The 12775-nt window shown below is 36.0% G+C and carries 16 protein-coding genes; 9 read left to right on the top strand and 7 right to left on the bottom strand.

The genetic code is table 11. From position 1 onward, the window contains the following. Nucleotides 1–142 precede the first annotated feature (142 nt). The 5 genes from ACQKMI_RS17110 to ACQKMI_RS17090 all read left to right on the top strand — a co-directional run bounded on the left by ACQKMI_RS17110 (nt 143) and on the right by ACQKMI_RS17090 (nt 4818). Nucleotides 143–1054 (top strand): ATP-binding cassette domain-containing protein, encoded by a 912-nt coding sequence (locus ACQKMI_RS17110; RefSeq protein WP_427490876.1) that lies wholly within the window; start codon nt 143–145, stop codon nt 1052–1054. Beyond that, on the top strand, nt 1051–1761 hold the full coding sequence (locus tag ACQKMI_RS17105) for an ABC transporter permease (RefSeq protein ID WP_427490874.1): 711 nt from the start codon (nt 1051–1053) through the stop codon (nt 1759–1761). The genes ACQKMI_RS17110 and ACQKMI_RS17105 overlap by 4 nt, the downstream gene beginning before the upstream one ends. Next, the gene (locus ACQKMI_RS17100; protein ID WP_427490872.1) at nt 1762–2499 is read left to right on the top strand and encodes an ABC transporter permease; all 738 of its coding nucleotides are present in this window, start codon (nt 1762–1764) and stop codon (nt 2497–2499) included. Between the two features lie 162 nt (nt 2500–2661). Next, nucleotides 2662–3924 (top strand): erythromycin esterase family protein, encoded by a 1263-nt coding sequence (locus tag ACQKMI_RS17095; RefSeq protein WP_427490870.1) that lies wholly within the window; start codon nt 2662–2664, stop codon nt 3922–3924. 735 nt (nt 3925–4659) lie between these two features. After that, nucleotides 4660–4818, top strand: a complete 159-nt coding sequence (locus ACQKMI_RS17090; protein WP_082172635.1) for a DUF1540 domain-containing protein — start codon at nt 4660–4662, stop codon at nt 4816–4818. Between the two features lie 46 nt (nt 4819–4864). On the opposite strand, the gene ACQKMI_RS17085 is transcribed toward ACQKMI_RS17090, so the two are convergent. From ACQKMI_RS17085 to ACQKMI_RS17070, 4 genes are read right to left on the bottom strand one after another with little or no spacing between them, the layout of a single operon-like run. After that, nucleotides 4865–5110, bottom strand: a complete 246-nt coding sequence (locus ACQKMI_RS17085) for a group-specific protein (protein WP_427490868.1) — start codon at nt 5108–5110, stop codon at nt 4865–4867. A gap of 31 nt (nt 5111–5141) precedes the next feature. Beyond that, nucleotides 5142–5396 carry a hypothetical protein gene (locus ACQKMI_RS17080; RefSeq protein WP_427490866.1) on the bottom strand — a complete coding sequence of 85 codons (255 nt, stop codon included), beginning with the start codon at nt 5394–5396 and terminating at the stop codon, nt 5142–5144. After that, entirely contained in the window at nt 5359–6453 is a 1095-nt protein-coding gene (locus tag ACQKMI_RS17075) for a sensor histidine kinase (RefSeq protein WP_427490864.1), read from the bottom strand. Before ACQKMI_RS17075 ends, ACQKMI_RS17080 begins: the two co-directional genes overlap by 38 nt. Then, nucleotides 6444–7169 carry a response regulator transcription factor gene (locus ACQKMI_RS17070; RefSeq protein WP_427490862.1) on the bottom strand — a complete coding sequence of 242 codons (726 nt, stop codon included), beginning with the start codon at nt 7167–7169 and terminating at the stop codon, nt 6444–6446. The genes ACQKMI_RS17075 and ACQKMI_RS17070 overlap by 10 nt, the downstream gene beginning before the upstream one ends. A 157-nt stretch (nt 7170–7326) precedes the next feature. Between ACQKMI_RS17070 and ACQKMI_RS17065 the strand changes: the two genes are divergently transcribed. From ACQKMI_RS17065 to ACQKMI_RS17050, 4 genes are all read left to right on the top strand, one after another. Continuing rightward, a complete protein-coding gene (locus ACQKMI_RS17065; protein ID WP_427490860.1) occupies nt 7327–8250 on the top strand; it encodes an ABC transporter ATP-binding protein in 924 nt (307 codons plus the stop codon). Then, on the top strand, nt 8243–8935 hold the full coding sequence (locus ACQKMI_RS17060) for an ABC transporter permease (protein WP_427490858.1): 693 nt from the start codon (nt 8243–8245) through the stop codon (nt 8933–8935). Before ACQKMI_RS17065 ends, ACQKMI_RS17060 begins: the two co-directional genes overlap by 8 nt. 428 nt (nt 8936–9363) lie before the next feature. Continuing rightward, nucleotides 9364–10236, top strand: coding sequence for a DUF4097 family beta strand repeat-containing protein (locus tag ACQKMI_RS17055; RefSeq protein WP_427490856.1), 873 nt, complete (start codon nt 9364–9366; stop codon nt 10234–10236). A gap of 31 nt (nt 10237–10267) precedes the next feature. Continuing rightward, a complete protein-coding gene (locus ACQKMI_RS17050) occupies nt 10268–10924 on the top strand; it encodes a uridine kinase family protein (RefSeq protein ID WP_427490854.1) in 657 nt (218 codons plus the stop codon). A gap of 80 nt (nt 10925–11004) precedes the next feature. On the opposite strand, the gene ACQKMI_RS17045 is transcribed toward ACQKMI_RS17050, so the two are convergent. The 3 genes from ACQKMI_RS17045 to ACQKMI_RS17035 all read right to left on the bottom strand — a co-directional run bounded on the left by ACQKMI_RS17045 (nt 11005) and on the right by ACQKMI_RS17035 (nt 12762). After that, nucleotides 11005–11655, bottom strand: coding sequence for an SIMPL domain-containing protein (locus tag ACQKMI_RS17045; protein WP_427490852.1), 651 nt, complete (start codon nt 11653–11655; stop codon nt 11005–11007). Between the two features lie 63 nt (nt 11656–11718). After that, entirely contained in the window at nt 11719–12342 is a 624-nt protein-coding gene (locus ACQKMI_RS17040) for a DUF2238 domain-containing protein (RefSeq protein WP_427490850.1), read from the bottom strand. A gap of 117 nt (nt 12343–12459) precedes the next feature. Further along, nucleotides 12460–12762 (bottom strand): YunC family protein, encoded by a 303-nt coding sequence (locus ACQKMI_RS17035; protein WP_079562172.1) that lies wholly within the window; start codon nt 12760–12762, stop codon nt 12460–12462. Nucleotides 12763–12775 lie beyond the last annotated feature (13 nt).

Raw genomic sequence — 12775 nt, 5'->3', positions numbered from 1 at the left:
ATCGGACGCCCCCAGGAAAGCGCCCAGCCGGAACGGAAATCAACCCACGTTATGACAAAGTGTCTTTTTTAAACAAAATTTAACCTTAGACCTTACCTGTTTTTAACCTTCATTACTTATGATAATTACAGAGGTGAGGACAATGGAATATATCGTACAAACAGAAAACTTATCAAAGAGCTTTGGTAAGGAGCAAGCTGTATCAAATATAAATTTAAAAATACGTAAAGGTGAAATATATGGATTTTTAGGACCTAATGGAGCGGGGAAAACGACAACGATTCGTATGCTTCTTGGTTTAATGAAGCCATCTTCTGGAACTATTAAAATGTTCCAAAAAGATTTAACGAAGGAACGAATTAATATTTTAGCAAAGGTTGGTTCATTAGTAGAGAACCCTTCTTATTATCCACATTTAACGGCTTATGAAAATTTAGAAGCGTTAAGAAAAATTTTAGGTGTCCCGAAATCACGTATCGATGAAGTGTTAGAAATTGTTCGTTTGAAGGATGCCGCAGAAAAAAAAGTAAAGGGCTTTTCTCTTGGGATGAAGCAGCGTTTAGGTATAGCTGCATCGTTGTTACATAATCCTGAATTACTTATTTTAGATGAACCAACGAATGGTCTTGATCCATCTGGTATTATCGAAATTCGTAATTTGATTAAACGACTACCTTCAGAGTATGGAATGACGATTATTATTTCAAGCCATCTATTATCAGAAATTGATCAAATGGCTACACAAGTGGGCATTGTGACAAAGGGGAAAATGATTTTCCAAGATTCGATTGAAGCAATGCGTAGATTTGCCCAGCCAAAGGTAGTCATTAAAGTGAGTGACGGTGAAAAGGGCTGGCGTTCATTAGTAGCAAATGGCATTAAGGCAGAACATAAGGGTGACCTCATTTTATTTGATGAATGTTCAGATGAAAAGGTAGCACATATTGTACAAATTCTTGTACAAGAAGGCATTTCGGTTTACCGAGTAGAAGAAGAGAAACGATCTTTAGAGGATATCTTCCTTCAAATGACAACAGGAGAGCAAGCGCTATGATAGGAAAACTGTTAACTTCTGACTTTTTGAAAATTAAACGCAAAGGATTATGGTTTTTAACAGCTTTAGGACCAATAGGTGTTGTTGCTCTACAAATGGTGAATTACGGTGTAAGGAAGGACTATCTGTTAGAGCAAAGCGAGGACGATTGGGGCTACTATTTATTAAATGTTCATTCATTTACACCACTTGCTATCGTTTTAGGGATTGCTATTTTAACTTCATTTATAGCGAGCATTGAAAATGAAACGAACGCTTGGAAGCAATTAATTGCACTACCGGTGTCTAAATTAACGGTGTATTTATCAAAGTTCACTGTTCTAGCGATTTTACTGTTCTTGTCTTCCACGATATTAATGCTAATGACATTGACTTACGGAATCTTTTTAGACTTAGGCAATAGCACACCTTATATGGAAATTGCTAAATTTGCTTACTATCCATATTTTGCTTCATTGCCAATATTGGCACTTCAACTTTGGATTGCAAGTGTTTGTCATAATCAGGGGATCCCAATTACAGTTGGCATTTTCGGCGTGATTTTTGCGTATTCCTCCTTTGTATTGCCTGATTGGATGATTTGGAAATGGCCATCTTTAATGAATCAATGGGATGAGCCCGTTATAAATGTCATGCTAGGAATCAGCATTGGTATTTTGCTGTATATTATCGGAATGATAGATTTCGCTAGAAGGGATGTAAAGTAAATGTGGTCAATACTGAGCGCTGAATGGTTTAAACTGCGAAAATCTAAAATGGTGCCAATCATTTTAGCCGGGCCGATAATCGGACTTTTTATCGGATTAACATCAAATTTAGAATCTAATACGCAAGATCTTGATGTGAATCCTTGGTACATTTCTTTGTTTTCAATGAATTTAACATACGCATTATTGTTTCTACCTTTAATTGCAGGGGTATTAGCAAGTCTTATTTGTAGATATGAGCATCAATCCGGCGGTTGGAAACAGCTTTTAGCATTACCGGTGACAAGAGGAAGAGTATTTGTAGCTAAGTATGTATTAATTATTCTTCTTATGTTGGCGATGCAGTTATTATATTTATGTTCTATATTTGCTGTAGGCATGATAAAGGGCTATACAGATCCTTTCCCGATGGAGATTGTTTGGAAGAGCATTATCGGAGGATGGGTAGCGACATTGCCATTAGTGGCTTTGCAGTTGTGGATGTCTATCATGTTTAAAAGCTTTGCTGCCCCATTTGCAGTTAATGTAGTTTTTACTTTACCTTCTATACTGGCAATCAATTCAAAAACTATCGGACCCTACTATCCATGGGCTCAACCATTCTCAATGATGTATGTAGGCGGCAATACGGATGATGTATTCTTCGTACCTTGGGATCAATTATTAACAGTTGTAGGCGGAGGATTCTTACTGTTTTTCCTTGGAGGATATTTATATTTCCAACGAAAAGCTGTATAAAGTGAAACTTTAATCAGTGGGATTTTACTTCATCCCCACTGATTATTTGTCTTCACCAATTGGGCGATTATGGGCAGTTAAACTTTCACTCCTTCTCGAAATGTGAATTTCTGCCTGCTAACGTGGGATAACTTTTTTATAAATAAAGGGAGGTTTTTTTAAATGGTACTTGTTAAAAGGAGTTTTTTGTTAATTTCAACAATATTTCTTGTGTTTGTTTTAGCAGGATGGGGAAAGGTAGAGGCTGTTAAGGATGCTTCAAAATATACATCTGCGGTTAATGATATCGATATTCCGAATGACGTGAAAGTAATTGGTTTTGGAGAAGCAACACATGGTAACGTGGAATTCCAAACTTTAAAGAAGGATGTATTTCAAGCCTTAATAAAAAATGAAAATGTTCGTGTTTTTGTGTTAGAAGGTGATTTTGGTGGCGCTCAGCAAATTAATCAGTTTATTTTAAATGGTACTGGCACAGCTGAGGAAGCGGTAAAAGCTTTGGATTATGGTATTTATAAAACAGAGCAAATGATTGAGTTTGTTCAGTGGATGCATGATTACAACATGACTGCCAATGAGAAAGATAAAATTTATTTTTACGGTAACGATATGCAACGCTATGATTATAGTAAAAAAGGGTTATTAGACTATTACGAAGTGGTCAATAGTGAAGGTGCTAAGAAATATAAGGCACAGTTAAAAGATGCGACGAATAAAACAATGAGAGATTTATCTAGTAGTCAGCTAGAGGAACTTGACAAAAATATGGATGCAATCATAAAAGATTTGAAAACAAATAAAGATTCTTATGAAAAGCAATCGTCGAAAGAAGCTTATTTACTTGCTGCTCAATATGCGCAAATTATGAAGCAGCGAACGCAATTATTTTTAAGTGATAGTAATTATACGAATCTTCGTGATGAATATTTAGCGAACAACTTACAATGGATCGTTGATTTTGAAGCGGCTCAAGGTCATGATAAAGTACTGATGTCTGCTCATAATGGACATATAGAGAAAACTTCGGCGAATCTGGCAGGGTACAAATCTATGGGTCAATATTTAGACGAAGTGTATAAAGATGCGTACTTCGCTATTGGGACTGACTTTGTTAACAATACGTTTCAGGCACAAAATGGGTCTGGCGTAAGAAAAGAGTATACAATTAAGCACCATAATGCATTAATAGATGCTTTCAGCGAAGTGAAGGAAAATATATTCTATGTAGACTTTAAAAAGGCTAATGAATCTCCGGATTTAGCTGACATCTTAGCAAAAAAACAAAGAATGGGTAATATCGGAGATGACTTTAGTGTTTGGTATAAGTTTATGAAGATGCTTTATACAATTAATATGACACCTGCTGAGGCATATGATGGCATTATAATTGTGCAAGAGGCAACGCCAACAAAGGTTATTGAATAACGTGGAGAAAAACTATTGTGACAATGAAATTAAAGAATGACTCTTACGGCACAACGAGTAGTTGATTTCCGTTCCGACTGGGCGCGTCGGGGCAACAGGATGTTGGTCACGAAGGCGTTATCACAGGATGTGATAACGCCTTCGTTCCCCTATCGCTAATCCCCAAGGAGTCGCCCAATCTCTACTCCAATCAACCACTACTTAGCGTATATTTATTTAGATGTCACTCTAATTAATAGTAATAAAACAATACTTCAGCAACAATGGATTGTCTGTGCAAAGCGACAGCAATAATTGCTTTTATATTCGAAGACATAGTGGCAACAACAAGAGATACAATTGCATCACTGTTGTAAATCTATTCTGTTCAAATATAGTGAGCTGTCATAGCGTTCACTTTTGAAATGTATAAAATTTATAAAAGTTCTATTATTGTTGATTGGAGTGGAAGGCTACTCGACTCCCGTGGGAAAGCGAGACAGGCGAGACCCTGCACGGAGCGTAGCGGAGGAAGCGGCTCGACGCTCGCCCACAGGAAAGCGAGTAGCCTGGAACGGAAATCACTCTCATTTAGAGAGCCACAACATTCACAAAGATTTCTTTGACCATTTTGTTTTTCAACACTATGAAATCGAAGTTTAGATGATGTATATTTCCGTTTATTACACCTTCTATAAATAAGTATTAAAATACCTCAATTTTGTTAATGATAACAAAGGAGGAGGTGTTGAAACGATGGCACAAGAAATTCTTTGTGAAGTCAATAACTGTACATTTTGGAACTCTGGAAACAGATGTGGTGCAGAAAAAATTTATGTTGTAAGTCAAAAGGGACAGCAGGCATCTAATAGTGAAGAAACAGATTGCAAAACATTTAATCCTGAAACACATTAAATGTTTTAAGGGTAACCATCTATACGGTTACCCTTTTCCCATCTCTTTATAAATAGACATTCACTTTTTCTTTGTTAAATAAAAGCGTATGAGCATTTTTCACTTTTTCTTCTACATAATCTAAAGAATACTTTCCATAGGAATCTGTTAAATCACCAATTGCACGAGATAAATTATCAATAACAGGAATCAACGTTTCTAAGTGCGTAAGTTCTTCACCTTTATGCATTTTATCAGTAATTTCATGAGCAAGATGTTGAATCTTTCTTAGTCGCAATTTTTCAGATTGCATGAAATCCTCCTTATGAACCGATTTATGATGCTTAAATATATGTCAAACCATATAATTTCATGAATGATTCCGATGGGTCTTCAAATTGATTGGGTTCACTGAAGAACTGATCGGGTAAACCCCAAAAGTGATCGGGTTTACCAGAGAAGTGATCAGGTAAGTCCCAAAAGTGATCGGGTTCACCGAAGAACTGCTCAAGTTCAACAACCGACAGCTCAGGCGAAATCCAAAAGTGTTCAATTCCTATATTATTTTTTAGGCAATGTAATAATAAACGTTGTTCCATTAGAAGGTTCGCTCTGTACAGAGATAGTGCCATTATGTGCTTGAATGAGCTTATAAACGATCGCCATGCCCAGTCCAGTACCCTCAGATGAAGATTCTGTTGTGGTGCCACGATAATATTGTTGGAATATATTATCCATCATGTGTTGAGACATCCCTACGCCGTTATCCACAATGTGAATTTCTACATCCGCTGCCTTATCAAAAATCTGTGTATAAATATTTGTGTTAGGCGGATTGTGGATAATGGAATTCATAAGAATGTTTTGTAATATGCGTTGCATGAATTTCGTATCAAAGTCAATGTTAATAACGAATGTATCAGTTTTGAAGTGCAATATATAGTCATTAGCCTGTGGATTGTTGCTTATAGTAGCAACAATTCTTTTTGTAAAATCCACAATATCCTGATTGGTTTTATGCAAGGGTAACTGACCGTCTGTATTATTAAACTGAATGACGAGACTTAAATCTTGAATAAGTTCCTCCATATGCTTGCCTTTATCTGCGATCTCTTGAATAAAAGAACGAGCTTCATCCTTAGACCAATCGTATTGTTCGTTTAATAATAGCGTAGAGTAGCCTGTTATATATGTTAATGGCGTTTTCAAATCATGCGAAATACCAGCAATCCATTCTTGTTTTGCTTGTTCAACCTTTTCACGTTCTGTTTCAGCAGCTTTTAATTTTACTGATAAGGATTGTAGATGTTGAAGTACCTCTTGATATAACATGTAACGCATACGGAGTTTTCCTTTACGGGTATAGATTTTAGAAGGTCCAGCAGGCTGTGTGTAGTTTTCTTGTGATAGTTGATGAATCCAAGACATGATAAATCCAAGAGGACCTCCAAAATACCACCCAAATACGGCAATACAAACAATAGTACTAAACCCAAAAATCCATACTACGATTAAACTCTCATACTCTTCACTCACAGATTTTTTAATGAGTGGAAGAATACCCTCGAGTCCGATAACAATACAAATTCCACTTAAAAGTATCCACAGAATAATCCCCAGTGCGAGATGTAATGTAAATCGAGTGTTTATTCGCATCGTGAATCCTCTTTTGGTGGGATGAATTTATACCCAATGCCCCTTAAATTCACGATTATTTTAGGTTTACGCGTATCATCCCCGAGCTTTTTTCTTAGCTTTGAAATATGAATTGTTACGGTTTTCTCCTCACCATATACATCATTTCCCCACACGAATTCATAGAGCTGTGAAGTGGTGAAAATACGATTTGGATTTTTACAGAAGAAATGCAGCAGCTCTAGCTCTTTAGCTGTACACTCGACAGACTGATTGTTAACGATTAATGTTGCAGATTCAGGATTTAAAGCAAAGTAACCAAAATCAAATCTTGTACTCTGCTGTTGCTGAGAACTCTCATACATTTTCTGACGTCGAAGGATGACCTTTATTCGAGCGACGACCTCTAAAGGATTAAAAGGTTTAGTAATATAATCATCTCCACCGATACCCAATCCTGTTAATTTATCAAAATCTGTAGAGCGAGCACTGACAAAAATAATGGGTGTATTTGTATGTTTACGTATTTCTGTGCAAAGTTCAAAGCCACTTATATCTGGTAGCATAATATCGAGCAAAATAACATCGTATTGATTTTCTTTTACGAGTTGTAGTGTACTTTTACCCGTTGAGGCAGTATCAATATGTATAAAGTTTTCTTTTCGCAACGTAATTTCTAATAATTTTAATATACCAATCTCATCATCTACGATTAGAATTTTTTCAGCAGTTTCCATTTTTATCCCTCGTTTCAATCTCATCATAACAGCTTCTGATCTTCATATCTTTACTCTCCTAAAAAAATTACCGTCATTTTCCATCTAGTTTACTTTGATTTTACTTTCACTTAGTAAGCTTAATGTAACGAATTCAAAATGGTAAGGAGTATATAACATGGAAACCGTTATTCAAATACATCAATTAAGTAAAAGCTTTAAAGGAGTCGAGACCGTATCGAATGTCAATATGAATGTTAAGAAGGGGGAGATTTATGGGTTTCTAGGTCCGAATGGGGCAGGAAAAACGACGATTATGAAGATGATTTTAAATTTAGTAAAACCAACTTCAGGTGATATTAAAATATTGAATCAATCCATCTCAAATACATCCTATCAATACTTGAGCAAAATAGGCAGTATTATCGAGTATCCGGAATTTTACGAAAGACTGACAGCTAAAGAAAATTTAGAGCTTCACTGCGAGTATATTGGGGTTTATGAAAAAGGAGCCACGGAGAAAGCACTAGAGATAGTAGGTCTCAATGGTGTTGAACATAAAAAAATACATGAATTTTCGCTAGGGATGAAGCAAAGGCTAGGTATCGCACGTGCGATTGTTGCCAAACCGGAAATTCTTATTTTGGATGAGCCGATAAATGGTCTTGATCCAATCGGTATTAAAGATATTCGGGAGCTCTTGCTTCATCTAAAGGGGAAGCTTGGAATCACCATATTAATATCAAGTCATATCGTATCAGAAATTGAATCAATAGCAGATACAATTGGTATTCTTCATCATGGGAAGTTATTGAAAGAGGTAAGGATGGAGGATATTCGAAAAGAGAACATGGAGTATCTGGAGATTAAAATAGACGATGTGAAAAAAGCGATTCATGTGCTAGAGAACAAGTTAGGTATTCGGAAATATGAAATTGCGAATCAACATTGTATTCGAATTTTTGAACATGACATTTCCCAATCTCAAATTAATAAAGAACTTATTTTAAATAACATTGCTGTCAATGGCATTGAAAAACAGCAACAGCATTTAGAAGAGTATTTTTTAAATCTTATAAATGGAGGGAATCAAATTGCTTAAACTATTAAGACTTGAATGGAAAAAGAATCGTATATCTAGCTATTTTAATGGCTTAATCATTTGTATTGTTGGAATTTTTGCGGCAGTTGCACTAATGGCCATGGGTTCTGGAGATGAAAAGATGTTTCAGGATTATACAGATTTTATGTCTTTAACAAATATTTTAATTCGAATTGTTTTTATCATTTTTTCGAGTGTCATTTTATCTCGTTTAGTCATAGATGAATACAAAAATAAGACTGTTCAATTATTATTTACGTATCCATTAAAAAGGAAAAAAATTATATTTGCTAAGCTGTCTCTAGCTTTCGGATTTTGTTTCTTCAGCATTGTGGTTGCAACCTTTACGATCAATATCGCTGTTTATTTCTTCAATCCAATGATGAACTTGTTTGATACGCCTGTAAAGATTCAGGAGATGGTAGCTACAATTCCGTCTATCTTTGTTATTGCTTTTATGATGGCTGGGGTAAGCTTAATTCCTTTGTACTTCGGTATGCGAAAAAAATCAACTGCTGCAACAATTACGTCTGCTGTATTAATTGGATTTCTTATTAATGCAACAGTTGGGGACACATCTGCCAGTTTATTTCAATTTATCATGGTCCCAATAACAATGTGTCTATTGGGGCTTATTATCGGCTATCTGTCCTATTATAAAGTCGAAAAAGTAGATTTAATTTAACTTCTTTCAGCGGATGTCCAAACACCCGCTGAAACAGAGGAACTCAGGCTAAGAGCTTCACATCCTGTGAAAACGCCTGAATGACCAACATCGGTGCTGCTGCCGCTACGTTAGCACTACGCTTTCGCGCAAAAAACATCTGTTGGCCTAAAGCCTCCGGCGGATGTTACGGAATCGGAAAGGAGTTCATAGGGGATGTTAGCCTAAAACCATCGCATCCATGCGATAACGGCTAACTGACCTGCATCGGTAAAAACGCCACGTCCTGTGGCATTACCGAAATGACCGACATCGTGTCGGCCTTCGTGCAGGCCTAGGCACAAAGCCGATTCCGAACGCAATTATGCCGAGGCATAATTGATAATCTTCTTTCAGCAAAAGCTGGAATAGATTCGAGGCATAATTGAAATGAGAAATGAGGATGTAAAGTGAAAAAAGCGATCATAGCTTTGATATTCGTTATTGCGATAGGAGGAACTTTATTCACCCTTAACATAAACGGAGAAAAAAGCATTAATGAAGAACAATCCTTTGATGTTAAGGAAATTGAAGAACTAGAACTAAACATAGAGTCTTGGAATATAGCATTAGAAAATACAGAATCTGAAAAAATAACAATTGAAGTTGAAGGTAAGCAACAAGAAAATCCGGAAAACAATCCTGTTGAAATTAAGAAAGACGGAAATAAAGTAAAGGTAATTCAACGAGACACTGAAGAAGGAGTTATGAAAAACTTTAGCTTTGGAAAAAAAGGTACTATTCACATTTCTGTTCCTAAAGATGCTGTGAATAAGATTGCATTAAAAAACAGCTATGGTGATATCAAAATTAACAACATTGAAACAGAAGAACTATCGATTTCAACGGATTCTGGCACTAAAACCATTAAAGGGATTTCGGCAAATAAAGGTGTAATCACATCAAAAGATGGTGAATTGAATATCCTAGATAGTTCCTTAAATGAATTAACAATAGTCGCTACGAATGGCGATAGCTATATTACTAGAGTCAACAGTCCGAAAACGAAAATTACTTCGACTAGCGGTGAAGTTCTTATGAAAGAAATCAGCGAAGGAAAATCACTATTTATAGAAACTGCTTCAGGGGATATAACAATATCGTACAAAGAGGCACCGAAATCATTAGCGCTTATAGCGAACAGTGAATCATCCGATATAAGTGTTAATTTAGAAGGTTATCAGAAAGAAGAACATACGGATCAATTAAAGAAAGGTAAAATTGGCGATGCGTTAAACGAATTGGAACTAATTGGCAAAGAAGGTATAATAACTGTGAAGTAAAAACTAATAATTAAGTAGCGGGGGAAGAAAGATGGATAGGTTATTGCAAGATATCGTTACTTGGGCTAGCAAGGAAGATAAGCCAATTGTTATTGGTATTTCTGGTCATGGAGCAGCAGGAAAAACAACGTTCGCCAATAATCTTATTAACTGCTTTAACAAAGATGAAGTGAATTATATTAATACTGACCCATATATTGTAAGCTCGGATATGCGAAAACATACAATTATTAACTATCCTTATCGAAACGAGCAGCATCATTTTAAAATGACAGCTTGCCATCCAGCGGCGCATCATTTACCTTCTTTGGAAAGAGACATTCAAATGGTTAGAAAGGGTCTGGATTTATTGACAATAGATACGCATTATATGAAAAGTGCGTTAATTTCTTCAAAAAATAAAGTAACAGTTGTAGAGGGGATGAGTGTAGCATTTATCGATCCCCAACTATTTGATTTGAAAATTTATTTTTATACAGATAGTGATACGGAAATGAAGAGAAGGTCAGGCCGTGATGTACTTGAAAGGGGAGCCGATATCCATTATTTAAAGCAGTCCCATGAAGAACGTCGAATTCAATATGAATTGTTTATGCATTCCTATAGTGAGCATTTTGATATCATTTTTAAAACTTCTGATGAAGTAGTATGTCTAGAAAAAAATACGTTTGAATTTAACTACAGATAATCTCAAGTTGTAACTACAAGCTTAAATAACTTTAAGAGCCTTCATGCTATTAAGCAGAAGGCTCATTGTAATGACTCAATTTAATATTGAAATTTCACTCGAACAGTCGCATGAACGGCTATTTGCCCTTGTTCAATAGGTGTAGAAATGGCGGAGTCGGTCATCGCCATTGATCTATATAGGACAGGTCTACTTTTATGTTCCTCAACGATTTCAATTGGTTGAAGCTGAATGGGCAAATGCATCGTCTCTGCAATCGTTTTAGCTTTCATCTGGGCATTATGAAGGGCTAAACTAAGAGCTTGTTGATAATAGGCATCTGCGTTGTCAATGTCGAATTGGATAGAGGAAATACGATTTGCACCATTGTCCACTGCTGTGTCAATAATTTTACCAATCTGACTCGTATCCTCGACTTTAACGGTAATAGCATTTGTTACTTCGTAGCCATTAAAAATCTGTTTGCCATCCTCATAATCATAAAGTGGTGAAATAGTATAGATAGCTGTTTGAATATTTTCTCTTGGTATATGAAGAGCTAAAAGAGATTGGATAACACGATTCATCATTATTGCATTTTCTTGTTGCGCATCTTGTGCATTTTTTCCTCTTGTATGGACTTCTATTCGAAGTTGAACATAACTTGGAGTAGCCATTACTTCTCCATTTCCAGTGACAACAATCACGCGAGATATATGGGACGATTGTTGACTAACGCTTGCATAATACATAGAGTACCACCTTTCGAATGGTTCATATTAGTTATGCTATGCTTGCTACAGAAGAAAATTGTTTTACTTTGTCTGCTTTCTCAACAATTTATCATGGAGTTTTGTAAATAAAAGTAAAGCTAAAAGAGTTCCGATGAGGGCTAAAAGCATGTCCCATTGTGCATCCCAGCGATCACCCTGCATCCCTAAAAAATCTTTAGCACCTCTGCCGCCTTTTGAAATTTTTGTGCTAAGCCATTCAATAATTTCATAGAGAGCAGCAATAGCAAGCATAATGCTTATTGTTATGCCTGTTAACCAGGCGCCTTTTACTAGTGGTGTTTTTCGTATTAATATTTCTCTTATGACAATGGCCATCAAACCTTTTAGGAAATGCCCAAAACGATCGTAGTCATTTCGTTTTAAGTGAAACTCCTCTTTAATCCAGTTAAAAAGTGGAACCTCCGAATAAGTATAATGTCCACCAATAAAAGTTAGAATAGACAAAAGGGCAATGATAAAATAAGAAAATGTTGTAAAGCGAAACTTGTTATAAATAGCGACTACAATAATAATTGCAACGACAGCAGGACTTACTTCTGCGATCCAGTCTAAATAGGATACTGGTTTTATGACAGACCATACGAAAATGATAAGTACTATTAACAACAAAATTACATGTATTTTCCGATGATTATCTTTAGACAAAACGAACACTCCTTTTGTCTAAAGTATAGGGTTAGAGTAAATAGCTTATACACTTTTACATAAGACCGAGAAAAAAGCGCCTAGTCGTAATTGCACTGACGCTTTGTGAAAAATTTGTTATACCATTCTTAATAATGCCTCTACACCAGACATTCCTTCCGAAATACCAAGTTGATGCGCTTCATATGTCACGGATTCTAATGGGGCTGTCAATAACTCATCAATCGTTTTCACGCCAACTGCTCGGCCGGCAATTATTTTCCGATCTGCTAAGCGGTCATTTAATAGACCAACATCTAAAGCCCCACACATAATGTACCCCGTGTCGTTAGAAATTGTTAGCAGTGTTGTTTTTGGTAATTGAACAACTATTGCAGTGAAAAAATGGCCTTTGATCATAATAGGCTCAATTGTTACCATCCGAAATCACTCC

The sequence above is a fragment of the Lysinibacillus sp. NPDC097214 genome (assembly GCF_050277945.1).
GTDB lineage: Bacteria > Bacillota > Bacilli > Bacillales_A > Planococcaceae > Lysinibacillus > Lysinibacillus xylanilyticus_B.
This window is presented reverse-complemented; position numbering and strand designations above follow the sequence as displayed.